This window comes from Nocardia sp. NPDC059240, from assembly GCF_042753865.1.
Classification (GTDB): domain Bacteria; phylum Actinomycetota; class Actinomycetes; order Mycobacteriales; family Mycobacteriaceae; genus Nocardia.
The window spans coordinates 218,176-240,669 of sequence record NZ_JBHZAC010000008.1 but is presented as its reverse complement, the minus strand read 5'-3'; the positions used below and the strand labels follow the sequence as shown (position 1 = coordinate 240,669).

The 22,494-nt window shown below is 68.0% G+C and carries 23 protein-coding genes; 10 read left to right on the top strand and 13 right to left on the bottom strand.

Translation table 11 applies throughout. The features are described from left to right. Positions 1–9: 9 nt before the first annotated feature. The 5 genes from ACFXHA_RS28565 to ACFXHA_RS28545 all read right to left on the bottom strand — a co-directional run bounded on the left by ACFXHA_RS28565 (position 10) and on the right by ACFXHA_RS28545 (position 4,124). A complete protein-coding gene (locus tag ACFXHA_RS28565; RefSeq protein ID WP_379362056.1) occupies positions 10–555 on the bottom strand; it encodes a hypothetical protein in 546 nt (181 codons plus the stop codon). Further along, on the bottom strand, positions 552–1,709 hold the full coding sequence (locus ACFXHA_RS28560; RefSeq protein ID WP_379362054.1) for a hypothetical protein: 1,158 nt from the start codon (positions 1,707–1,709) through the stop codon (positions 552–554). The genes ACFXHA_RS28565 and ACFXHA_RS28560 overlap by 4 nt, the downstream gene beginning before the upstream one ends. A 16-nt stretch (positions 1,710–1,725) precedes the next feature. Then, the gene (locus ACFXHA_RS28555) at positions 1,726–2,184 is read right to left on the bottom strand and encodes a FixH family protein (RefSeq protein WP_379362052.1); all 459 of its coding nucleotides are present in this window, start codon (positions 2,182–2,184) and stop codon (positions 1,726–1,728) included. After that, complete coding sequence (locus ACFXHA_RS28550) at positions 2,181–3,635, bottom strand: hypothetical protein (protein ID WP_379362050.1); 1,455 nt, start codon at positions 3,633–3,635, stop codon at positions 2,181–2,183. Before ACFXHA_RS28550 ends, ACFXHA_RS28555 begins: the two co-directional genes overlap by 4 nt. A gap of 93 nt (positions 3,636–3,728) precedes the next feature. Continuing rightward, entirely contained in the window at positions 3,729–4,124 is a 396-nt protein-coding gene (locus ACFXHA_RS28545; protein ID WP_379362301.1) for a hypothetical protein, read from the bottom strand. 120 nt (positions 4,125–4,244) lie between these two features. On the opposite strand from ACFXHA_RS28545, the gene ACFXHA_RS28540 reads away from it, so the two are divergent. Next, complete coding sequence (locus ACFXHA_RS28540) at positions 4,245–4,811, top strand: PadR family transcriptional regulator (RefSeq protein ID WP_379362048.1); 567 nt, start codon at positions 4,245–4,247, stop codon at positions 4,809–4,811. Positions 4,812–4,892: 81 nt separating this feature from the next. Beyond that, positions 4,893–5,534: a TetR/AcrR family transcriptional regulator gene (locus tag ACFXHA_RS28535; RefSeq protein ID WP_379362046.1), complete on the top strand. Its 642-nt coding sequence runs from the start codon at positions 4,893–4,895 to the stop codon at positions 5,532–5,534. 4 nt (positions 5,535–5,538) lie between these two features. On the opposite strand, the gene ACFXHA_RS28530 is transcribed toward ACFXHA_RS28535, so the two are convergent. Further along, entirely contained in the window at positions 5,539–6,477 is a 939-nt protein-coding gene (locus ACFXHA_RS28530) for an alpha/beta fold hydrolase (RefSeq protein ID WP_379362044.1), read from the bottom strand. 147 nt (positions 6,478–6,624) lie between these two features. Here ACFXHA_RS28530 and ACFXHA_RS28525 point away from each other — a divergent pair, with 147 nt between their 5' ends. From ACFXHA_RS28525 to ACFXHA_RS28505, 5 genes are all read left to right on the top strand, one after another. Next, positions 6,625–7,452 carry an SDR family oxidoreductase gene (locus ACFXHA_RS28525; protein ID WP_379362042.1) on the top strand — a complete coding sequence of 276 codons (828 nt, stop codon included), beginning with the start codon at positions 6,625–6,627 and terminating at the stop codon, positions 7,450–7,452. Positions 7,453–7,464: 12 nt separating this feature from the next. After that, the gene (locus ACFXHA_RS28520) at positions 7,465–8,496 is read left to right on the top strand and encodes a phosphotransferase family protein (RefSeq protein ID WP_379362040.1); all 1,032 of its coding nucleotides are present in this window, start codon (positions 7,465–7,467) and stop codon (positions 8,494–8,496) included. A gap of 86 nt (positions 8,497–8,582) precedes the next feature. Continuing rightward, positions 8,583–9,806, top strand: coding sequence for an acyl-CoA dehydrogenase family protein (locus ACFXHA_RS28515; RefSeq protein WP_379362038.1), 1,224 nt, complete (start codon positions 8,583–8,585; stop codon positions 9,804–9,806). 213 nt (positions 9,807–10,019) lie between these two features. After that, positions 10,020–10,427: a GtrA family protein gene (locus tag ACFXHA_RS28510; protein WP_379362300.1), complete on the top strand. Its 408-nt coding sequence runs from the start codon at positions 10,020–10,022 to the stop codon at positions 10,425–10,427. 151 nt (positions 10,428–10,578) lie between these two features. Further along, on the top strand, positions 10,579–11,532 hold the full coding sequence (locus tag ACFXHA_RS28505) for a glycoside hydrolase family 6 protein (protein ID WP_379362036.1): 954 nt from the start codon (positions 10,579–10,581) through the stop codon (positions 11,530–11,532). Positions 11,533–11,535: 3 nt separating this feature from the next. On the opposite strand, the gene ACFXHA_RS28500 is transcribed toward ACFXHA_RS28505, so the two are convergent. Next, positions 11,536–13,494, bottom strand: coding sequence for a galactose oxidase-like domain-containing protein (locus tag ACFXHA_RS28500; protein WP_379362034.1), 1,959 nt, complete (start codon positions 13,492–13,494; stop codon positions 11,536–11,538). Further along, entirely contained in the window at positions 13,488–15,272 is a 1,785-nt protein-coding gene (locus ACFXHA_RS28495) for a glycosyltransferase family 2 protein (RefSeq protein ID WP_379362032.1), read from the bottom strand. The genes ACFXHA_RS28500 and ACFXHA_RS28495 overlap by 7 nt, the downstream gene beginning before the upstream one ends. A 380-nt stretch (positions 15,273–15,652) precedes the next feature. On the opposite strand from ACFXHA_RS28495, the gene ACFXHA_RS28490 reads away from it, so the two are divergent. Both ACFXHA_RS28490 and ACFXHA_RS28485 read left to right on the top strand, forming a co-directional pair. After that, on the top strand, positions 15,653–16,405 hold the full coding sequence (locus ACFXHA_RS28490; RefSeq protein WP_379362030.1) for an SDR family oxidoreductase: 753 nt from the start codon (positions 15,653–15,655) through the stop codon (positions 16,403–16,405). Positions 16,406–16,469: 64 nt separating this feature from the next. Further along, the gene (locus tag ACFXHA_RS28485; RefSeq protein WP_379362029.1) at positions 16,470–16,646 is read left to right on the top strand and encodes a DUF6374 family protein; all 177 of its coding nucleotides are present in this window, start codon (positions 16,470–16,472) and stop codon (positions 16,644–16,646) included. Here ACFXHA_RS28485 and ACFXHA_RS28480 read toward each other — a convergent pair. From ACFXHA_RS28480 to ACFXHA_RS28460, 5 genes are all read right to left on the bottom strand, one after another. After that, a complete protein-coding gene (locus ACFXHA_RS28480; protein WP_379362028.1) occupies positions 16,643–17,491 on the bottom strand; it encodes an STM4011 family radical SAM protein in 849 nt (282 codons plus the stop codon). The two genes, ACFXHA_RS28485 and ACFXHA_RS28480, sit on opposite strands and share 4 nt — an antisense overlap. 6 nt (positions 17,492–17,497) lie before the next feature. After that, on the bottom strand, positions 17,498–18,937 hold the full coding sequence (locus tag ACFXHA_RS28475; RefSeq protein WP_379362026.1) for an STM4012 family radical SAM protein: 1,440 nt from the start codon (positions 18,935–18,937) through the stop codon (positions 17,498–17,500). Beyond that, a complete protein-coding gene (locus ACFXHA_RS28470) occupies positions 18,934–19,740 on the bottom strand; it encodes an STM4013/SEN3800 family hydrolase (protein ID WP_379362024.1) in 807 nt (268 codons plus the stop codon). Before ACFXHA_RS28470 ends, ACFXHA_RS28475 begins: the two co-directional genes overlap by 4 nt. Before the next feature lie 169 nt (positions 19,741–19,909). Then, the gene (locus ACFXHA_RS28465; protein ID WP_379362022.1) at positions 19,910–21,037 is read right to left on the bottom strand and encodes an STM4014 family protein; all 1,128 of its coding nucleotides are present in this window, start codon (positions 21,035–21,037) and stop codon (positions 19,910–19,912) included. Then, the gene (locus tag ACFXHA_RS28460; protein ID WP_379362020.1) at positions 21,034–21,987 is read right to left on the bottom strand and encodes an STM4015 family protein; all 954 of its coding nucleotides are present in this window, start codon (positions 21,985–21,987) and stop codon (positions 21,034–21,036) included. Before ACFXHA_RS28460 ends, ACFXHA_RS28465 begins: the two co-directional genes overlap by 4 nt. Before the next feature lie 175 nt (positions 21,988–22,162). Between ACFXHA_RS28460 and ACFXHA_RS28455 the strand changes: the two genes are divergently transcribed. After that, the gene (locus ACFXHA_RS28455; protein ID WP_379362018.1) at positions 22,163–22,480 is read left to right on the top strand and encodes a hypothetical protein; all 318 of its coding nucleotides are present in this window, start codon (positions 22,163–22,165) and stop codon (positions 22,478–22,480) included. Positions 22,481–22,494 lie beyond the last annotated feature (14 nt).

The following is a 22,494-nucleotide window of genomic DNA, read 5'->3' as shown; positions in this document are numbered from 1 at the left end:
CAGGTAGGTTCAGGCCGGTTGGAGAGCCTGGCTGCGGCGGGTCCGCCGCCAGGCGTAGGCGAGGAACACGATCAGACCGATCAGCGGGATGCTGCTGACCGCCCAGCTGATACCCAGTGGGGGACCGGGCTGTTCGAGCACCGTGAGGTTGGTGAGGTCGCCTTCGCCGTGGCCCTGCGGCCCGTCGATGGCGAAACGGAAGGTCCATGCTCCCTGCTGGTCGAGGGAGCGGACGTCCAGGCCCCAGTCTTCACGCTTACGCGGATGCCGCGACAGCGGTTCCTGGTGGCGCACCTTGCCATTGGGCTGGATCTCGCTCAGCGTGCCCGACTTGTCGTCGATCCCGCCGTCGGGGATGAAGGTGAAGTCCAGCGATTGCATGGCACGCAAAGGCCATTGGCTGAACCCGATGGTCAGCGAGTACGGCCCCGCCTGCACATGCTCGGTGTGCACGATATTGACCGGCTGATACGCCGAGGCCGTGCCCGCGCCCGTCAGGGACAGTGCCAGTACCGCGAATATCGTTGCGGCGGCGCCGAATAGTCGTTTGATCATGCGAGGGCCTCCTGGCTCGGGGCGGTCAGGCGCAGCATCTCGCCGAAGCGCCAGCCGAGGAATCCGCCGAGCGCACCGAACACGGCGGCGGCGACGGTGGTGGCGATGATGACCGCGGCGGTCCCGTAGTGGGCGCTGTGGAAGAGGGCCGAGAAGTGGAAACGGGCCTCGTAGATCAGGACGCTCTGCACCGGACTGGCGCCGGCGATGATCGCGCCGCCGACCGCACCCGCGACGGCGGGCAGCAACCGCGCCGAGCCTTTGCCGGAACGACGCAGCAGCAGGTCGATGACCAGGCCGACGGGGATCAGCACGAACGGGATCAACGCGGGCGTGGAAGGAATGCCCCGAATGTGTTCGCGCATCGGCAATCCCACGAAATCGGCGTACGCACGCGCCGCCCACGGCGCGAACCACCAGAACACGGCCTGGGTGGCGGAGCCGAATACGGCGGTGACGGTCGCACCCCAGCGGGTGAATCCCGCGCCCGCGATCAGCATCAGGATCACCATGAACGCGGTGACCGCGACCGTCCAGCGCACGCTGCCGTTGCTCAGCCGCTGCACGGCCAGCGCGGTCACCGTGCTGTTGGTGGCCAGGTGAGCGAGCGCGAACAGCGCCCCGATCCGCCCCCACGGGTGCGCCCGCGCGGCCGCGAACACGATCACCGTGCCCACCGAGATCACCGTGCTGGACAGGAACAAACCGATGTGCGGCGGCGAATCGATGATGGCGTCGAACCCGTAGAGGCTGTGCCACCACAGATCCCACAGCCCGTAGAGCAGGAACGAAGCCGCGCCGAGTGACGCGACCATGTATCCCAGCGGTGCGGTGAAGGTGCGCCCGAACACCCCGATACCGGGCCCGCCCAGCTCACCGTCCACCCGCCGCCCGGCCCGTCCGGCCGCGGAGGTGACGAGAATGACGGTGAGGCCGGTGAATCCGGCGACCGCGGCACTGGCGTAGATGAACAGATGCGGCAGGGTGAAGAAGGTGTCCGGCCCGACATCGGAGTGCCACTGGATATCCCAGGTGGAGCCGATGGAGAAGGTCAGGCTGGCCGCGAACAGAATGGCCGCGGGTAGCCAAGGTCTGAGGGTGATCGGCGCGCTCGCCTCGGCGGTGACGCCGCGCGCGGTGGCTGTGAGATCCATTGTGCTGCTCCAGTTGTCAATTGGCTTGAACAGAGAACGTGGCGCTACCGGACCCCGGTGCGCCGGAAAGCTTGACGGCGATCTCCCACTGTCCCGGCATGGGAAGATTCACCGTCGCCCGGTAATGCCCCGGAGTGACGACGGCGGCCGTACTCGGCGGCAACGCATGCCCCATCTGCGGCATGGCGGGCTCCACCGAAACCCGATCCGGCGCAGCCGAATCCCCCCGCTGATCGGTGATCTCGAGATCCACGGTGTTATCCCCGGTATGCGGCGAATCCACCCGCAACTGCACCAGATACGGCCCAGCCGCACTCCGCGACACCGGCTTCGCACCGTCCGACGGCCACACCCACCACGCCACCAGCACAACGGCCAGCACGGCAACCGCAGCCGCAATCACCCCGTTGCGTCCAGTCAGCCCCCGTCGCGTCGTTGGTTCGCGGGGCGGGGTCGGTTCGTCCGGCGTGGTCATTGGACGGCCCCCGGCCGTACCTCGAGGGTGATGGGCACGGTCATGACGGAGTACCCCCGTTCTGCTTGGGCCCAGACGAGGTAGCGGCCGGGCTGAGGAAAGGTGAAGGTGTAGGCCACATTCGGGCCGTAGGCGGCGACGGTCTCGTCCGGCGGCTGGGTGCCGAGGGCAGGCAGTGGCAGCATGGCGTGCGCGTGGGCCCAGATCGGCGCGGTGGCGGCACCCACCCCGGTCGGTACCCCGTCTGGCAGAGGTCCGACGGCGATGAGGTGGCCGAGCATTCCCAGCCACGGCTGCAGATCGGCCGCGCCGCCGAATGCTGCGGTGAGCGTGGTCGGTTCACCCGCAATCGCCTCGGTGGCAGTGAGGGTGGCTGAGCCCGGAGCCGGAGTTACGGTGCCGGGATCGGCTGGGGTGGAGAGGGATTCGGTGCCGACGTGCAGCGCGGAGCGCAGGAGTTGTACGCCGCCGCCGCGGCGGGCGATCTCTGCCGCGACGGCGTAGTCGCCGGGTTCGCCGAGTCCCAGTTCGACTCGGTATTCGCCGGGTGCGGTGCGGATCGGGTGGCGATGGAAGAACCGGCCGTTCGGTCCGACGACCATCAGGTGCAGGAGCGCGTCGTCGGTGACCAGTAGATCGTCCACGGGACGGCCCGTTGCCGAATCGGTCAGCGACAGTTGCACTTCCGTGCCTGCCGCGCCGTCGGCGGGGCGTGCCGCACGCACTGTCAGATTCGCGGGCGGCCGTGAGTAATTCGTGGTCAGCGGGAGATCGCGCTCCGGATAGGGGTTCCCGATGTTCCCGGAGGTGGGATCGAGCAGGCTGCCGGCCGGGCGGGCCTGCGGCGCACTGCCCGACAGCACGGCCCCGGTGGTGCCGACGGTCAGGGCGGCAATCAACGCTCCCACCGGAATCAGTGTCGGCCAGCCGCGTTTGGAGATGAGCGCGGTGCCGAGCGCGACCAGCAGCAGCACCCCGGCAGCGAAGAAGCCACCGTAGGCGGCCCGCTCCCACGGCGTCACCACGCGTGCCGCGACCAGGAACGGAATCCGTGCTGTGCGCTGCCCGTCGGAGACCGACAATTCCCACGGTCCGGCATGGTCCACGCGGAGCGTCGTCGAATATGGTCCGGGCTGGGCCCCGAGTTCCACAGTGCCCGAGGATTTCTCCCCACCCTGATCAGTCGGCACAGCGGTAACGGTGAGCGTTCCCGGCGCGGTCCCGGTATGTGTGACCACATCGATCCGCAGCGGCCCCGGCTCGCTGCGCCGCACCACCACCGTGAGTTCCCGAGCCCCCAACGACTCCGCCACGGTGAGATCCCCTCCGCTCACCGCCCCATCGGCGTGAGCGGCGGGCGCGGTCCCCACGGCAAGACCCATCATTGACGCGCAGAGCACCCCCACCACCAGGACCACACCGCGCAGGCGAACATTCAATGGCCACTGCACTGTTCCGAAGCTACCGGGAAACCCCGCCTCGCAAATCCCACCCACGGGGGATACCCGTTCGGGGTCCGGTCAGGGTATTCCACCCATGTCGCCTCAGCGGAAGAAGTCCCAGAGCCAGGTGGGCCCGACCGTGGTAGCGCCCAATGCCTCGACGCGGGAGCGGAGTTCGCGGTCGGCGGTCACCACCGTGACGTCGGCGGTCGTGGCGGCCGCGACCACCTCGACGATGGCGTCGTCGCCGGAGCGGTCGGCCAGCACGACCCGCAGACCCTCGTGTTCGATATCGGCGGCGGGTTTGGCGGCGCCCTCGAGGACCACCACGATCGAGGTCGGCTCGGGTAGCTGGTCACGCAGCACGGTCAACTGTGCCAGTAAGCGGCGCGCGGCTCCGGCCCGATCCCGCCACCAGCCGTCCGGCCGCGAACCGACCACATTGGCGGCATCCACCACGATCAACCGCTCCGCATCATCCACCGCACCAGTCTGCATGGCCTGCCGTATTTCGGCCGATTCCGGCGGCAGCCACGCCGTGACTCGCGCGCATTCGCCGCGCCGCCCGCCGATGTCCGCGCACACACGGGCAATTTGTTGACTAGGTAGCCTGTCCTGATGGCGTTACGCAATGCGATCCTGGCGACCCTGCTGGAAGGTGAGGCTTCGGGCTACGACCTGGCCAAGGGTTTCGACGCGTCGGTCGCCAACTTCTGGCTGGCGACCCCGCAGCAGCTGTACAAGGAATTGGAGCGGATGGCCGCGGCCGGTCTCATCGAGACGCGGCTGGTGGAGCAGGAGCGCCGCCCCAACAAACGCCTGCACGCCATCACCCCGGCCGGGCGCGCGGTCCTGCGCGAATTCATCACCGAGCCCGCCAAACCCACCGCCATCCGCGACGAGATGATGGTCAAGGTGCAGGCCATGGACGGCGAGGACGCCGCCGCCGTGCGTGCTGCGATCGTGGCGAAGCTGGAGTGGTCGCGTGCGAAGCTGGCCCGCTACGAGCGGCTGCGGCACCGCCTGCTGGACGGTCGCAGCGAGCAGGCGTATCTAGCCGAGGCCGAACGCATCGGCCCGTATCTGACCCTGCTGCGCGGAATCTCCTTCGAGCAGGAGAACATTCGCTGGGCGGAGTTCGCGCTGCCGGTCATCGATCGCCGGATGGCGGCGCACGCCGGGTAACCGTGCATCGGCGGATCCCGCACCGGTTGATACGGTGTCCGCCTGAAAACCAGTCCGCAGAACGACAGGCAGTGATCAGCGTTGGCGTCGCAACCGAGTACAGGCGAGAGCGAATCCCGCCGTGCCGCCCCGCGTACCAAGCGGGGTGAGCGGACCCGTGGCGCGCTGATCGCCGCGGCCCGCGAGGTCTTCGAACGCGACGGCTACCTGGACGCCAAGATCGCCGATATCTCCAAGACGGCGGGCATGGCCTCGGGCTCCTTCTACACCTACTTCGACAGCAAGGAAGAGATCTTCGCCGCCCTGGTCGAGCAGGTGTCGGAGGAGATGCTGCACCCGCACGTGCGCGAACGCAGCGGCATCACCGATCCGCGCGCCCTCATCGAGGCCGCGCACCGCGATTACCTGTTGTCCTACAAGCGCAATGCGCGCCTGATGGCGCTGTTCGAGCAGGTCACGCACATCGACGAGAATTTCCGTCGACTGCGGGTCGAACGCGGAAAAGCCTTCGCGCAGCGCAATGCCCGCATGATCCGCGAACTGCAGGAGTCCGGCCGCGCCAGCGCCGACCTGGACCCGATGATCACCGCCCACGCCCTGTCCGGGATGGTCAGCCGGATGGCCAACCTGGTTTTCGTTCAGCAGCAACGAATCCCGTTCGAAAAGCTGGTCGCCACCCTGACCGACCTCTGGGCCAACGCCTTGCAGTTGCGGCCGGAGTAGTAGCTCAGCCGAGCCCGCGCACGAATTCGATCAGCGCGGCATTCACCTCGTCCGGGCGTTCCTGCTGGATCCAGTGCCCGGCACCGTCGAGGATGACCGAGCCGCGCAGGTCACTGAGCAGTGCCGACATCTTGTGCAGCGGCGTGAACTGGATGACCGGGTCGGTGGATCCGGCGATGAACAGCGACGGTTGGCCGATCTTCACGCCCTCGAGGTGCTCGGTGCGCTCCCAGGTGCGATCGAGGTTGCGGTAGTAGTTCAGGCCACCGGTGAACCCCGTCGCGGTGAATGACTCGACGTAGTAATCGAATTCGGCCGGATCGAGCCACTCGGGGAGCGGCGGCATCGGCAGGCTGGTGTCCTGGAAGTTCTGTGCGCGCAGGATTTCGACCTGTACCTGCTGCAGGGTGCGGCGCACATCGGCGTTCAACACCTGATCGGCCACGCCCGGCTCCTGGAACCAGATCATGTAGAACTCCTCGCCGAGGCGCGAGCGCATGATCGCGGTCGGCGGTCCCGACGAGCGCGGCGTCGCCGGCACGCTGAGCCCGGCCACCGCGCGCACCCGGTCGGGATACTCCCGGGCCATGTGCCACACCACCGACGCACCCCAGTCGTGGCCGACGAAGATCGCGTCCTCGAGCCCGTACGCGTCCAGCAATCCGGCCAGATCCCCGCAGATGGTGACCATGTCGTACTGATCGATCCGCTCCGGCCGGGAACTGCCGCCGTAGCCGCGCATGTCCGGGGTGAGCGTGCGGAAGCCCGCGTCGGCGAGCGCGAAAACCTGATGCCGCCAGGAGAATCCGAGCTCGGGGAAGCCGTGGCAGAACACCACCGGCGCGCCCGTCCCGTGCTCGACGACACGCAAATCGATCCCGTTCGCCGTGACCTGCGTGCTGCCCAGCCGCTTCCACTCGTCTACCCGCTGTTGTCCCTGCACCGGTTGTCCACCTCGCGACCGTGTTGGTTGACGCCGGACCGACCGTCAACTTGAATCCGACGTAGGTTTCATATTTCCATCGACCGGCACACCCGATCCAGCCCGACGGCGAAATCGCTTGCCGGTGTGGGCCGAAGGGAGCTTTTCGTGCAGGTCGCGGGTAGGAACGCCATTGTCACCGGCGGTGGTGGCGGCATCGGCGGCGCGCTGGCCGCCCGGCTGGTGCGCGCGGGCGCGCGGGTCGTGGTCGCGGATCTGGACGGGCAGGCCGCCGATGCGGTGGCCGCGGCGCTGGTCGCGGATCACCCCGGCGCGGCCGTCGCGGTCGGGGCGGACGTCTCCGATCCGGCCCGCATCGAGGAGCTGATCGCCCGTTGCGAGGCCGAATTCGGCCCGGTCGACCTGTATTTCGCCAACGCGGGTGTGATCGGTCCGGTCGGGCTGGGCGACGACAAGGACTGGGCGCTCACCCTGGACGTGAACCTCAACGCCCACATCCGTGCGGCCCGGCTGCTGGTGCCCGGCTGGCTGGAACGCGGCGAGGGCTACTTCATCGGGACGGCGTCGGCGGCGGGCCTGCTCACCCAGATCGGTTCGGCCGCATACTCGGTCACCAAGCACGCGGCCGTCGGGTTCGCCGAATGGCTGTCGGTCACCTACGGCGATCGCGGCATCCGGGTCAGCTGCCTGTGCCCGATGGGCGTGGAGACCGCGCTGCTGCGCGCGGGCGAGAACTCCGGGGACGCGCTGGGTGTCGCCGCCACCCGCGCGGTCACTTCCGCGGGCGCGGTACTCACCCCCGACGCGGTGGCCGAACTGGTGCTGGCCGCGGTCGACGACGAGCGATTCCTCATCCTGCCCCACCCGGAGGTGCTGGATATGTACCGTCGCAAGGGTGCCGATTACGACCGCTGGCTGTCGGGCATGCGGCACTATCAGGCACGCCTGCTGGAATCCGTCGAGCAGCAGCACTGAGCGGGGACACAGATGAGCGACGAGCAGCACACCGAGCTACCGGGCCTCGACCTCGACCGACTTGCCCGCTGGCTGGCCGAAACCCGGCCCGGCCTGGTGCAGGGGCCGCTGACCGGCCGGTTGATCGCGGGCGGACGATCCAATCTCACCTATGAGGTCGGCGACGGCACCTCGGCGTGGATCGTGCGGCGGCCGCCGCTGGGCCACGTACTGGCCACCGCGCACGATATGGCCCGCGAGCATCGCGTGATCAGCGCCCTGGCCGGAACCGGGGTGCCGGTGCCCGCCACCTACGCGCTGTGCGAGGACCCCGAAATCATCGGTGCGCCTTTCTATGTCATGGAACGCATCGTCGGCACGCCCTACCGGACCGCGGCCGAACTGGTCGCGCTGGGCGCGGACCGGACCCGCGTCATCGCCACCGGCTTGATCGACACCCTCGCCGCGCTGCACACCGTCGAACCCGGTGCGGTGGGGCTGGGGGACTTCGGCCGTCCCGAAGGTTTCCTGGAACGCCAGGTGCGGCGCTGGAAGAAGCAACTCGACGCCTCCTACAGCCGCGAGCTGCCCGCCGCACTGGAACTGCACGAACTACTGGGCAAACACCTTCCGGCGCAATCGCCCACCGGGATCGTGCACGGCGACTACCGCCTCGACAATGTGCTGGTCGACGATTCCGACCGGGTCGCGGCCGTCATCGACTGGGAGATGGCGACCCTGGGGGATCCGCTCACCGATATCGGGCTGCTGCTGGTGTATCAGCGCATGAGCGATCTCGACATGCTCGGCGTGAGCGATGTGGCGCTCGCGCCCGGCTACCCCGGCGAAGCCGAAGTGCTGCAACGGTATTCGAGCCGTGCCGGTCGCGATCTGACCGATATCGGGTTCTATGTCGCCCTGGCGTCGTTCAAGCTCGCGGTGATCAGCGAGGGCATCTACTTCCGCTTCATCCACGGTCAGACGGTGGGTTCGGGCTTCGAGCGCATGGGCGATGCCGTCGAACCGCTGCTGCGAGCGGGCATCTCCGCGCTGCGGGAGCCCTGAGCAGGGCCGGGTCGCCCATAGTTGAATCCGGTGTCAAGTTCACGTACGGTCCGAAACGGAAATTCACGCCACCGTCAGGAGTTTCGATGTACGAGCTGTCGGAGCGGGCCAGCCGCTACCGGGATGATCTGCTGGCCTTCATGGACGAGCACATCTACCCCGCCGAGACGGTGTACGAGGCGCAGATGGCCGAGGCCGGCGATCCGCACTTCCAGCCGCCCATCGTGGAGGAGCTCAAGACCGAGGCCCGCAAGCGCGGACTGTGGAACCTCTTCCACCCGCACCCGCAGTGGGGCCCCGGCCTGACCAACCTCGAATACGCGCCGCTGGCCGAAATCATGGGCCGCAGTGCGCATCTCGCGCCCGAGGCGACCAACTGCAGTGCCCCCGACACCGGCAATATGGAGGTGCTCACCCTCTTCGGCACCGAGGAACACCAGCGCGAATGGCTGGCCCCGCTGCTGGCCGGTGACATCCGCTCCGCCTTCGCCATGACCGAACCCGCCGTCGCCAGCTCGGACGCCACCAATATCCAGCTGCGCATGGAACGCGACGGCGACGACTATGTGCTCAACGGCCGCAAGTGGTGGACTTCCAATGCGCTGCACCGCAATTGCAAGGTCCTCATCGTCATGGGCAAGACCGATCCGACCGGGCCGGTCCACCGTCAGCAGAGCATGATGGTCGTCCCGCTCGACACCCCCGGCGTGACCGTGCAGCGCGGTCTGCCGGTCTTCGGCTACCAGGACCGCGAGGGCCACGCCGAGGTGACCTTCGAGAACGTGCGCGTCCCCGCCACCGCCCTGCTCGCCGGCGAAGGCGACGGCTTCATGATCAGCCAGGCCCGCCTGGGTCCCGGCCGCATCCACCACTGCATGCGTGCCGTCGGCATGGCCGAACGCGCCCTCGACCTGATGATCGACCGCGCCCAATCCCGCACCACTTTCGGTGAGCCCGTGGCCAATCGAGCCAACATCCAGGACTGGATCGCCGAATCCCGCATCGAGATCGACATGGCCCGCCTGCTCACCCTCGAGGCCGCCTCGCTGATGGACACGGTCGGCAACAAGGCCGCCCGCACCGTCATCGCCGCCATCAAGGTGGCCGCCCCCAACGTCGCCCTGAAGGTCGTCGACCGCGCCATCCAAGTCCACGGCGGCGCAGGCGTCTCCGACGACTTCCCCCTCGCCTCCATGTACGCCCACCTGCGCACCCTCCGCCTGGCCGACGGCCCCGACGAGGTCCACAAGCGCTCCATCGCCCAATGGGAACTCCGCCGCCGAGACCCCAACTGGGGCAAGAAGCCCTAGCTCCGTCGAGCGGGCAGGGTGTACTCACTGCGGAAATTTGTCCGATTCACCGCAGTGAGTACACCTTGATCTTGATGGGACCGCCGGTCGGCATGCACACGCCACGACAGGGGCGTGTCAGGCCGACGTCAGGGTGGTGTCAGCGCGAGTGGAGACAGTGCTTGTGTGAACAGCACCGCACTTGCCGCACCAGCCCCTTGGACCACCCTCGATATCGACTACCGGGGGTTCTTGCGGGGCGATCACGCGATCGCGCAGCTGATCCGGTTCGCCGTGGTGGGCGGGCTCAGCAATGTCTCGTATGCGCTGCTGTTCATGGCGATGAACGGTGTCGGCCCGCTGGTCGCGAACATTGCCGGATCGATCGTCAGTACGGTGATCGCGAATGAGCTGCACCGCCGGTTGACGTTCCGGGCGGCGGGCAAGGTCGGATGGTTCACTGCGCAATGGGAGGGCGGCGGACTCGCGGCGGTGGGGCTGGTGATCAGTACGGCGGCGCTCGGTGCACTGCAGGTCTGGGCCCCGGGTCTCGGCGAGCTCACCCAAGCGGGCGCGGTGATTGCCATCATGGCGGCGGTCGGCGGGCTGCGCTTTCTGGCGCTGCGCGGGTTCGTCTTCTGAGCACAGGGTCTACGACGGTCGGGATCACCTTGCGCGGAATCAATTGTGGGGGAACGGCATACTGTGTGGCATGGGGCAAGGACGATCGAGTGGGGGACGATCGAGTTGGGGGCGGTCGCGGTTGATTCGGGTGGGCATACTGGGCGCGGTCGTGTTGGAGTTGCTTCTCACCGGGTGCGGCCGAGGGCCGGGGACAACCGTGGTGACCGCGCCCGGCCGGAATGCCCCGCCCAGTGGGGAACTGCTGCTGCAATCCAATGACGGGTATTACGCGGATCTTCGCGCGACCCTGCCGACCGTCACGGATGCGCAGGTGCGCGCCAATCTCGAACGGTTGATCCGGACGCCGGTCGCCGAATGGCTGCCGCACGATCTCGACGTGACGACCGCGACGATCCACCTGGATGTCGCCCGGGCGCAGACGGCCGACGCGATCCCGATGTTCGTGGCCTACAACGTTCCCGGCCGGGACCTGCACGGCGAATCCGGTGGGGGACAGGCGGGTGCGGACGCTTACCGGCAGTGGATCCGCGGCGTGAGCGACGCCATCGGCCAGGATCGGGCAATCGTCGTGCTGGAGCCGGACGCCCTGGCGCACGCCACGGAGATGAACGATGCCGACCGCACGTCCCGGCTCGCACTGCTCGGGTACGCGTACGGGCAACTGCTGCAGCACAATCCCGCGACTGCCGTCTACCTGGATGTCGGCAACAGCACCTGGGTGGATCCGAGCCGGGTCGCGGAACTGCTGCACAGTGTCAGCCCCACCCAACCGGTGGCGGGTATCGCGCTCAATGTGGCCAATCGGCGGCCCGAGGCCGAGATCCGCGCCTACGCCACCCGGATCGAACAGGCCTACGGGCATCAACTGTTCGTGATGATCGACAGTTCGGTGAACGGCGCACCCAATACCGCCGACCTGGTCGACTGGTGTAATCCGAAGGGGCAGAAGGTCGGTAGCGTGCCGGGCACCCGCTTCGACCGGGACGCCATGGTGACCCACGCGTTCATCAAGAATCCCGGGCAGTCTGACGGGCGCTGCGGCACCAGTGACGCCGCCGCCGGTGAATTCGACCGGCAACTACTACTGGATCAGCTGTCCTAGCGACTACGTCAGGTGCACCCATTTCGCGACACTCGGCACCCCGGCCGTATCGACCGCGAACAGCATGTACCAGCCCGCCGGAGCGATCGTCGTGCTGTCCGGAACCGATACGGAGATACCGGAATCCGTGCGCGTGATCGGCAGGTCGATCACGCGTTCATTGGTGTCGGTGACATGCGTGATGGCCGCCGGGGCGAGCAACCGCATGGACTTCACCTGTGCCGCACCGGGTACCTCGGGCAGGCTGCTGCCGACGGTGTACTCGATGTTGGTGCCCCGCTGGATCTCCCCGGGCCCGCCGGTGATCACCGGCCGCGCCACCGTCCCGCCGTCCGGCTTGTACAGGTAAGGCGGCGTGTAGATCTCGATCCGCCGTTCGAACTTGCCCGGCAGCGTGTTCTTCTTGTCCGCGAACAGCGGATTGGACCCGTCGGTCATGATCTGTCCCGACGGCAGCAGCACCGCCGTGGAGTGATAGTCGCGCCCGACCGTCGGATCGGCCATCGGATGCAGTCCGCCCTGCTGATCCAGCAGATACGCCGCCAGGATGTCGCTGGCCCCGCGTCCTCGATAGTCGTTGGCGCCGTTGGTGATGAACACGTCCCCGCTCGGCAGTGGCACCAGATTCGGATAGCGGGTGCCCTGGGGCAGCACCGCCAGCGGCTCGAACTTCGGCTGTGCGGCCTTCAGATCGACGATGTCGATGCGTCCGGTCGACAGCGCCGAATCGCCGACCCCGCCGCCCCCGACCACCAGCAGCCGCTGATCCTGCACCGGCCCCAGCCACGTCGACGACCCGGTCTCGAGCATGTTCGGATCCCGCAACCCGGGCACCAGCGTGAACGAATTGTCGGTCAGATTCCAGATTCCCGGATCCCGATGCTCCTCGGCGGGACCCCATCCGGTGCTCGGCCCGCTGAAGAACAGCCGGCCCGGTGTCGCGGTCTGGAAGACCGCCGGATAGGTGGGGAAGATGCGGCGCAGATCGTCACGCTCCACCCAGGCGCGGGTCGCCGGATCGTAGATCTCGGTCTGCCCGTCCAGAATTCGCCCGGAACCGTCGAGCCCGGAGGTGACCATCACCTGCCCGTCGGGCAATCGCGTGAGCGTCGGATACCAGCGGGCATAGTTCATATTGCCCACGGCCTCATAGGTTTCCGTCCACGGATCGAACAGATACGAGGAGTCGATGCCCTGATATTCCTTCTTCTTCAACGCCATCTCCGGCGCGAACCCGTACAGGTTCTGCTGCTGGGCGTAGGTCAGCCCGCCGATCATGTAGTGGTCGTTGCGATCCCACACGCCGTCCGTGCCGGTGGCGTCGGCCGCGACATACACATTGCGGTCGGTCGCGGACACCTTGTAGGTGACCGGGTCCTTGGCGGCCGGCGGCACGGTGATGTCCCGGTCTGAGCGGTACACCTTCCCGCTGTCCTTACCCGTGAATGTCGTTCCCTTGGGCACGAATCCGGGGTGGTCGGGATCCTCGTTACGGATGGTCACGTAACCACCGGCATGGGTGAGATTCTCCGGCAGCACCTCATAGCTGCCGGTCCCGCCCGCGATCAGCACCGACCCGTCGGCCAGATAGGCCTGATCCGAACAGAACAGATCCACCGGGGTGTCGATGCGTTTGGCGGTGCGGGTCACCGGATCGAAGATCAGCGAGTTGTAGATGCCCTTGTCGGAATTGTGGTGGTCGTTGCCGCTGCCCGCGATGAGCAGCACCTTCCCGGTCGGCAGTACGACGGAGTGAATGATATTGGCGTCGATGTCCTTCGGAAGCGTGACCACTTCCCAGTAACCGTATTTCGCCTTGTAGTCATCGGAATTGATCAGCCGATTGTGCTGGAAGCGGTGATACAGCGCCGCCGCGGTCGCGGTGGTCGCGATGGCGAGGGTGCCGACCACCACGACGGTCACCACCCAGCGCACGAACCGGGTCGGCGTCTTCTTCAGCACGCCTGCTCCTCCTCGGTCGCCTCCACGACGTCGATTTCGGTGCGCGCCCGTGCTTTCCGGCGGGCGGCGGCCGCCACCCAGAGCGGGTTGAGCCGCCACACCAGGATCGGCGCGGCCGAGATCAGCGCGCCGAACACCGGCCACATGAGGGTGGCCGGGGCGGCCCAGCCGCGCAGCGTGGTGAGCACGATGACGGTGACATAGAAGGCCAGCCACATGACATTGAGCCGGAAGGTGAACCAGCCGTCCTCGCGGCTCTTGGACCCCTTGGGCGTGACGTCGAAGCCGACCGGCCGCCGCAGCAGGCATTTCACCAGCGAATTCGCGTACACGGGTGCGGTGATGACACTCATGAACATGCCGTAGACGCCCCAGGAGTTGGTCGTCTCGTAGGGGCTCACATTGTGCCGCCGCACCCAGGTGTAGAGCGCCATCTGGCTGACCGAGGCCCAGCCGTAGAACAGGAACCAGCTGCCCGGCGACACCACCGCGCCGCTGACCCCGTACCAGCTGAAGATGGCCACATTGGCCGCGCCCAGCAGCCACACCGTGGCCATCACCGGATAGAACGCCATCAGCAGCAGGTAGTGCACGATCCGGGCCGGCGCTCGCCACATGCGCAGCATCTGCAGCACGAACGGCCCGAACAGCATGTGCTCGATCGCGCCACGCGCCCACCGGTTCTGCTGTTTGTAGAAGTCACCCCACGAGGCGGGCCCTTCACCGTGGGCCAGCAGATCCGGGGTGTACACGCCCTTCCACTGCCGCCCGGTCTCCGGATTGCGTTGCGGCAGAATGGCGAAACTGGTCGCCATATCCTCGGTGATGGACGACTGGATGCCGCCGATCGCGCGCAGCACGCTCGCCCGGATGGCGTAGCTGGTGCCCACCAGCATCGGCCCACCGTGCGCGTTGGCCGCGGTCTGGATCAGGCTGTGGAACACGAACTGCTGGCTCTCGGCCAGCTTGGCCACCACATTGGCCTCGGCATTGGCGTACGCCTGCGGGCCCGCCACGTACGCGACATCGGGATCGTTGAAGTACCCGAGCATCCGCTCCCCGAACTCGGGCATGGGCGTGTGGTCGGGATCGATGCCCAGGATGACGTCGTAGCGCGGCAGGTCGGTGTCCGCGCCGATCATGTCCAGCCCGGCATTGATATTGCCGAATTTGGTGCGGGTCTCGAACGGCCCCTTGCGCTGCTGATATTCCGCGCGGCCGCCGCGCGTCAGATACCGCACCCGATTGCCGGGGCGGGCATCGATGGCGGCCACCAGTTTCCGGACCCGATCGGGCTGGTCGGGATCGCCCTCGTCCAGGACGAACACATCGAACACGCCGGGCTGGCGATGCCGGATCTCCTTGGCGGCCAGCAGGGTTCGCTCCAGCACCGCGATATCCTCGCTGCGCGGCACGAAGGTGATCAGCAGCGCGACATCCAGCCCCGCCCGCGCCCGGATCGGTACCGGTTTGCGCGCCAGTGCGGTGGTCAATGACATCGCGAGCACGAGCGCGAACCGGATCGCCTCCACCGTCACCACCAGCGTCACCATGATGATGGCGATCGCCCCGAACTGGTCGTACTTCTCTTGCGCGGCAAGGCCATTGTCGATCAGCCACCACACGTACCCGCCGCCCAGACCCGCCGAGATCAGTGCGAGCCCGGTGGTCAGCAGTCGTCGTTTGCGGCCCTCGAGATGGCGGAATGACACGATCTCGCCAACGCCGTCGAGGATGTCGCCGGTGACGGTGGCCTTTGTGAGCCGTGCGTCGGCCAAATCCTGTGCAGTGTAAGATTTTTCGGTATCGTGTCGGACGAGGACGCGGGGGCTACGCCCTGCGGGGCGCTCACCATCCGGCCGTGTGGTGGAGCGGCCGACGCCGCGCAGCGTCACCACTCTACGATCCTTGTACTTGTCGGCAGCCCGAATGGGTCGCCGAAAACACCACGAACAGCACTTGTATCCCCCCAAAGCTGAAGCGGGCCCTCGTGAACTCTCGTTCCACGCCGAACGCTCCTGCCAGAGATTAGCAGAGCGAAACGGCGTACGCTGCGCGATCAGCTTGGGCTGCAAAGGGTTCCGTGCCGTGCAATCCTCGTGCTGAAATATTCGATGCCGCCCGCCGCCGCGTCCCGCGGCCTGCCTAGGCTCATCGGGTGACCAATTCCAAGATCGTTCTCGTGACCGGCGCCGGGACCGGACTCGGCCGCGCCATCACCCACGTGTTGACGGCGGCCGGGCACCGGGTCGTCGCCGTCGGCCGCACCGCCGCCACCCTGGATGAGGCGGTCGCCAGCGCGCCCGGTCCGGGTACGGCGGAGGCGTTCGCCGCCGATGTCACCGACGAGACCGCCGTGGACGCCGTGTTCGCGCATATCGTCGAGCGCTGGGGCCGGTTGGACGTGCTGATCAACAATGCCGGAATCTTCGGACCCACCAAACCGATCGACGAGGTGTCCGTCGCCGAGTGGCGGCAGGTCGTCGATATCAATCTGACCGGCGCGTTCCTGTGCGCGCAGGCCGCCTTCCGGCTGATGCGCACCCAGACCCCGCAGGGCGGGCGGATCATCAACAACGGCTCCATCTCCGCGCATACGCCGCGCCCGCACACCGTCTCCTACGCGGCCAGCAAACACGGCATCACCGGGCTCACCAAGACTCTCGCGCTGGAAGGCCGCGCGCACAATATCGCCGCCGGGCAGATCGATATCGGCAATGCTGCAACCGAACTCACCGTGGGCATCGCGGCGGGCTCGCTGCAGGCCGACGGCAGCATCCGCCCCGAACCCACCATCGACGCCGCCAACGTGGCCCGGATCATCGCCCAGCAGGTCGAGCTTCCGCTGGACACCAATGTCCCGTTCCTCACCGTCATGGCCACCGCCATGCCCTACATCGGGCGCGGCTGAACCCTGGCGGTGTACCCAGGCCGCCACTCGAACAAACGTTCTACTCGAGGTATCGTACCGGGCCATGCCGGAACTCTCACGACGCGACTGGGCGACGATGAACCTCGAGGAGGTGCGGCGGCAGCTGCTGAAGGCGGCGGCCTTCGGCAAGACGCTCTCGCCCGAGCAGTTGGAGAACGCGGCCGGCAAGATCCGGGAGGGGCTGCGGATCTTCCTCGAGGAGACCGACGACCTCGGCTAGGTGAGTCCGCTCGGGACGCGTTCGAGCACGCCGCCGGCGAAGACGTCGTAGAGCGGCAGCGTTTCGAGGTGGACGTAGCCGATGTGGCAGTCGCACACCGCCAGTGGGCACGGGCGGGGCGTGAGGGCGGCGCGGTAGCTGCCGTCGTAGAGGTTGCCCAGCTCGGTACGCACGAAATGGCAGCGGCGCACGGTGCCGTCACCATCGACGGAGATGACGGATTCACCGGTGCGGCAGGGCATTCCGGCCGAGGGATGCGGGTGGCGGCTGTAGGGGAACAGCGGATCCAGCTCGGTCCAGGCGGCGGCGTCCACGTCGGAGAGGGGGTGACCCTCGGGGGCATTGACCCACAGGTAGATGTGCTCGGGCAGATCCGCGCGCAGTCGCCGCCCGGCCGGAAGATGCTCGGGGAAGCCGACAATGCCGACACTGAAGCGGGTGCCGCGCCGGGCCAGGTCGTCGCACTTGGCGGCGAAGCGCTCGTAGGGCGTCTGTCCGGGGTGGTAGGTGCACCACAGCGCCAAGGTCTGCGGGTCGGCGTCGGCGAGCCAGTCGGTGCGGCAGCTGAGATTGGTCTGGATCGCCACCCGCGCCACATTCGGCAGATGCGACAGTTCGACCAGCGCGCGCCGATACCAGGAGCGCACCAGACCCTCACCCCACGGCGTGAACAGGATCGAGAGTCGATCCCCGGGCTGGTCGGCGACCCACGCGGTGAAGCGTTCCAGGGCCGCGCGATCCGCGCGCAACTGCTCGCGGCTGTCGCGGCGCTTGGCGAACGGGCAATAGGGGCAGTCGTAGTCGCAGGAGGCGAGTGGGCCGCGGTAGAGAACGGTGAGATCCACGGTGGCTCACCGGGCTTCGTAGGCCGCCATGGCGGCGTGCACGGCGGGGGAGAACAGACGCGGGCCGATGGCATCGGACCAGGCCAGGCCCTCGGGGGTCAGGCGTAGCAGGTCCGGGCCGCAGTCGAGGTCCAGCCAGCCGGATTCGGCGAACTCGGCCAGCTCGGCGGGGAAGTGGTCGGCGGGGTGGTCGCCGAAGCGTTCCCGGTAGGCGGTCACGTCCATGCCCTGTGCCTGCAGCAGTGATTGCAGCAGATGGCGGCGTCGCGCCTCGTCGGCGTCGATCCGGCGACCTACCTCGGCACGGCTGAAATCGGTTGTCCGCGTGTATTCGTCGATGATGCCGCGCACCTCGCGGGTCGCGACCGCGTAGTCGAACGAGTAGTGCAGCCCCGAAGTGTAGGAGCGGGCACCGCAGCCCAGGCCGATCATGCCGTCGGTCTGGCAGGCGTAGTCGTCGGGACCGGCCGCGAGGACGGCAGGACCGTCGCCTGCGCCCGGGATGCGGCGGAACATGCGCATCGAGCGCTGCTCGTAGCCGTGCGCGAGCAGATGATCGCGTCCTACCGCGTACAGCCGCAGCCGCTGCGCATCCCAGTCGGCATCGGCGTCCGATAAGCCCGCTGCGCCCGATACGTTCTCGCTCGATGACCCGTCGGGGCCCGATCGTCCGAGCCCGGTCAGCGGGCGTACGTACAGCGGATACAGGTAGAGCTCCTCGGGTCGCCACGCCAGCGCCGCGTCCAGCGAAGTGCGCCACGTGGCCTCGGTCTGCCCGTCGATGCCGTAGATCAGATCGATGTTCAGCACCGGAATCCGCGCGGCCCGAATCGCTTCCAGCGCCGCCTCGACCTCGGCGCGCCGCTGCGGCCGCACCGCCGCGCGCGCCTCGGTGTCCACGAAACTCTGCACCCCGATGCTCACCCGCGTCGCGCCCCGGGCAGCCAGTACCGCCAGCCGATCCGGGGTCGCGGTGGCGGGCGAGGTCTCCACCGACAGCGGGATCGCCCGCAGGTCCGCGCCCATCCGCGTTTCCATGATGTCGCAGAGCCGTTCCAGCTCACCGGCGCTCAGGAAGGTCGGGGTGCCGCCGCCGAACGCCGCCGCGGCGAACCGCATCGGTCCGTCGCCGAGCGCCGCGCGGACGGCCTCGGCCTGCCGTTCCATCGCGTCCAGATAGCGTCCGGTGAGATCCTCGGGCGCACCGACCCGGGTGAAGAGATTGCAGAAGCCGCACCGGTATTCACAGAAGGGGATGTGCGCGTACAGCGACAAAGCATGCTTGGGCTCCGCGGCCCACAGCTCGCCCAGCGGCGGCCGATCCGCCCCGAGTGGACGGTACGCCGTCTTGTGTGGGTAGCCGTAGACATACTGCTGATATGGCCGGGTCCGATCCGGTAGCAGCGGAGTCTGATTCGGCCGGAGCCGGGGCGCGATCGAAGTCATGCGGATCTCTCCAGGAAGAATTGCGCGTAGGGCACCGTCCACACCGCCTCGTGACCGAGCCGATGCCCGGTGAAACCGCCGTCGCCATAGGCGGTTCCGTGATCGGAGCACACGATGGCGAAGCAGCGGCGGCGGCTGCTCGCGGCGGCGAACAACCGGCCGATATGGCGGTCGACGTATTCCAGTGCGGCGGCGTGGGTCTCGCGGGAATCGCCCGCCTCCCGGGTCGCGCCCGGCAGATGGAACCAGTTGGGCTGATGCAGCGCCGACACATTCACGAACAGGAACAGTCTGCGCTCGGCGGGCAGTGCCGCCACCACCTCCTCGGCGCGCACGATCTGCGCCTCGAAGGAGGTCGGTGAGGCGACGGAAAACTCGGCCTCCCAATGACTTTCCTCGAACAGTCCGGGCAGCACCGACCCCATCGGGCCGCGCTTGTTGAAAAACCCGACCCCGCCGAGACACACCGTGTGATAGCCGACCCCCGCCAGTGCGGACACGAAATCCGGCGTGTCATAGACGAAGGTCCGCCCGGCCGTGGTCTCACTACCCTCGAACCGGGCCGCGAACAGCCGCGGATGCGGCCCCTGGGACGCGGGCGTGGGCAGGAACCCCGCGAAGATCGCTTGATGCGACGCATAGGTGAAACTCCCCGGCGCATGCCGCTTCTCCCACCCGCCGCCGGGCAGATACCGGGCCAGATTCGGCAACCGCCCCGCCGCCGCCAGCTCGGCCGCCACATCGAACCGCAGCGTGTCGAGGGTGACCAGCAGGATGTCATCCCGTCCGATCACCTCGTTCATATCGGGTGCGATGCCCCGATCATGCGGATCGCCCGAATCAAGCTGAGTACCCGAGCCAGGCTGCGCGCCTGAGTCGGGTTGAGTACCGAGGTCAGGCCGAATACCCAAGTCCGACTGGGTGGTCGGATCGGGCCCGGTGCTCGAGGGGGAGCGGGGGTGCGAATCGGGTTCAGGCGCAGGCATGCTGGTCGCTTTCGGTGCGGTGCAGGATCGCGGCGAGTTGGGCGTCGTAGGTGTCGCCGTGCTCGGCGCCACTGCCCGCCAGGCCGGTCAGCCGGGGTAGCAGGTCGCCGAAGGCATTGACCTCGCCGATGGCGAAACGCCGCCACCCGTTGGTGGGCAACAGGTCTACTCCGACCCGCGAGAACCCGGGGAAGCACGCGGCGACCTGCTCACAGATGGCCAGTGCGTCTTCCCAGCTGCCGCCCGCGGCGGTGATGGCCGTGCGCGCTGCCGCGAGATCGCCTCGGGCCCCGCCCAGATGGAGGTTGGTCATGGGGGAGCGGCTGGTGCGGACGACGGCGTGGGTGGCGCGGCCACCGACCACGACCACGCGCAGGTCGGCGCTGCGGCCGGATTGGGAGGCCTTGGGCAGCCAGCGTTCCACGTGCAGGCCGTCGGGGGCTAGCGCGTTCACGAGCGCCGCGACCTCGGTTTCCGTGCTGTATTTGCGGACCCGCAGTGAATTGAACAGCCGTCCATCGGGTTCCCGCTGCACCGAAGTGGTCGCCTGCACGCGCCCGCCGCTTGCTGTCTCGATCGCCAGCACGCCCGACGCCGACGAACCGTGTGCGAGTTTGACGAACGCGCGTGGCAGCCGGTGCACGGACATGAGTTCCCGCAGTTCGGCCCAACCGGAGATCGGCGTGCCCACACCCGAGGTCGGCGAGAACGGGACGGGCACACCGGCTTCCCGCAGCACACCGTGGCAGCGGCGTTTGTCGAACAGCACCGCCAGTTCGTCAGGATCATCGAGCAGCCGCGCACCGGCGGCCTGCGCACGTGCGCCGACCGCCTGCGCGGCCGCAAGGAACCGCCGGTACCAGATCGCGCTGCCTTCTACCCGGGTCGAATCCTCGACGCCGCGCAGCATCCGTTCGACCTCGGCGTCCTCGCCGGGCGAGTCCAGCCGCACCCACTCCCCGGCGGTGAATTCCGCACCCCTGCACAGCACTTCACGCCACGGCACCACGCGCGCCGCCGGGAGTCCGGCGCGGCGCACCGCGTCCTGGAACAACGTCACCCGGCGGTTGCCCGGATTGCCGACCACCGCGAGCCGCGGCCCCGCACCGTTCATTCGGCCACGGCGGTGTAGCGGCGGTCGCGGGGATCCTCGGAGGTGTCTTCGGTTTCGCTCTCGGTGAGATCCACGCTGACGCCGTCGGGTTCCAGGGCCTTGCGCAGCCGTTCCTGCATGGACTCGGAGATGAAGTGGTGGTGCAGATCCAGAGTTCGCAGGTGGGTGAGCGGCTGCCCGTGCAGTAGTGCCGCCGCGCCCTCGTCGCCGAGCGTGCCCAGCGAAAGATCCAGCGTGGACAGGCGCGCGACCACCGGCGCAGCCGCCACCGCGGCGGCGATCTCGTCCTGGATCTCGCTGTTGCGCAAGCCCAGATAGGTCAACTTGGGCAGCCGCTCACCCGAGAGCAGCGGCGCGAGATCGGCGATCGTGGCGGTGCCACCGTAATTGGAGACCCCCAGCCAGATTTCGAGATGTTCCAGCGCGGGCAGCGTGCTGGCCGCGATATCGCGCACCACGGCCGCGTCGAGCCCGCCGGTCTCCACCGCCAGGGTGCGCAGCTTGGCGTGTGCGGTCGGCGGGAAAGCCAGGTGTTCGCCACCGCGTACCCGAAGTTCTTCCAGCTCCGGGAAATTGGCCAGCAGCGGGGTGACGTCGGACTGCTGGATCCAGGAGATCTCGGCCTCTTCGTAGGTGATCTCCCCGAGGAAGAGGGCGCGCAGTGCCGGGAATTGCGCCTGCACGGCGAGCAGTTCGTCGATCACCAGCGTGGACGGATGGTCGTAGGCCTCACCCCACATGCCGATGACCAGCGCGACCACCTGCGTCGTGTCGACCTCGGCGCGGAAGCGGGCGAAGGCCTCCGGCCAGGTCTCCTCGGAATCGTACGGCTCGATCGCGATGCGCCAGGCCACCGCGGGCGGGGCGGGCAGCTCGACACCCGGGTGCTCCTCGGGGTAGTCGAAGATGGGCAGACCGTGAAATTGCTGCAGGTGTTCCGAAATGGTCATGTGACGGGCTCCGTACGCCGTGGCGGTGATTGATCCTGCTGTGCAGCCAGTTCTACCAAGCCCGCCCGACAATTGCCGGGACTGGGGCATGAGCGGCGTGAATTGTCGTACCCCGGCGCTAGTTTCGACAGGAAGCCGGACACCGAGGCGCCGGCGGATTCCGGGGAGGATATCCATGTTCCGTCAGGGCGATGTGCTGATCATGCCGATCACCGAGGCCGAGGTGCCGCCGCACGCGGCCACCACGCCGGACGAGCCGCGGGACACCCGCGGCCGCATGGTGCTGGCACTGGGTGAGGTCACCGGCCACGCTCATGCCGTCGCGGCGCGCGGCCGGTTGATCCGTACCGGCGAGCACATGCTGATGTTCCTCCCCGAGGGTGGTCGGGTGGTGCACGAGGAGCATGCGCCGATCCCGTTGCCCAAGGGCTGGTTCCGTGTCATCCGCCAGCGCGAGTACTTTCCCGGCGCGGTCCGCATCGTCGCGGACTGACATTCATCGTCGCT

What these genes read in the sequence shown, in the direction of transcription:
- ACFXHA_RS28565 (WP_379362056.1), bottom strand. Translation starts at nt 555, where the DNA reads ATGATCAAACGACTATTCGGCGCCGCCGCAACGATATTCGCGGTACTG.
- ACFXHA_RS28560 (WP_379362054.1), bottom strand. Translation starts at nt 1,709, where the DNA reads ATGGATCTCACAGCCACCGCGCGCGGCGTCACCGCCGAGGCGAGCGCG.
- ACFXHA_RS28555 (WP_379362052.1), bottom strand. Translation starts at nt 2,184, where the DNA reads ATGACCACGCCGGACGAACCGACCCCGCCCCGCGAACCAACGACGCGA.
- ACFXHA_RS28545 (WP_379362301.1), bottom strand. Translation starts at nt 4,124, where the DNA reads ATGCAGACTGGTGCGGTGGATGATGCGGAGCGGTTGATCGTGGTGGAT.
- ACFXHA_RS28540 (WP_379362048.1), top strand. Translation starts at nt 4,245, where the DNA reads ATGGCGTTACGCAATGCGATCCTGGCGACCCTGCTGGAAGGTGAGGCT.
- ACFXHA_RS28520 (WP_379362040.1), top strand. Translation starts at nt 7,465, where the DNA reads ATGAGCGACGAGCAGCACACCGAGCTACCGGGCCTCGACCTCGACCGA.
- ACFXHA_RS28515 (WP_379362038.1), top strand. Translation starts at nt 8,583, where the DNA reads ATGTACGAGCTGTCGGAGCGGGCCAGCCGCTACCGGGATGATCTGCTG.
- ACFXHA_RS28485 (WP_379362029.1), top strand. Translation starts at nt 16,470, where the DNA reads ATGCCGGAACTCTCACGACGCGACTGGGCGACGATGAACCTCGAGGAG.
- ACFXHA_RS28475 (WP_379362026.1), bottom strand. Translation starts at nt 18,937, where the DNA reads ATGACTTCGATCGCGCCCCGGCTCCGGCCGAATCAGACTCCGCTGCTA.
- ACFXHA_RS28470 (WP_379362024.1), bottom strand. Translation starts at nt 19,740, where the DNA reads ATGAACGAGGTGATCGGACGGGATGACATCCTGCTGGTCACCCTCGAC.
- ACFXHA_RS28465 (WP_379362022.1), bottom strand. Translation starts at nt 21,037, where the DNA reads ATGAACGGTGCGGGGCCGCGGCTCGCGGTGGTCGGCAATCCGGGCAAC.
- ACFXHA_RS28460 (WP_379362020.1), bottom strand. Translation starts at nt 21,987, where the DNA reads ATGACCATTTCGGAACACCTGCAGCAATTTCACGGTCTGCCCATCTTC.
- ACFXHA_RS28455 (WP_379362018.1), top strand. Translation starts at nt 22,163, where the DNA reads ATGTTCCGTCAGGGCGATGTGCTGATCATGCCGATCACCGAGGCCGAG.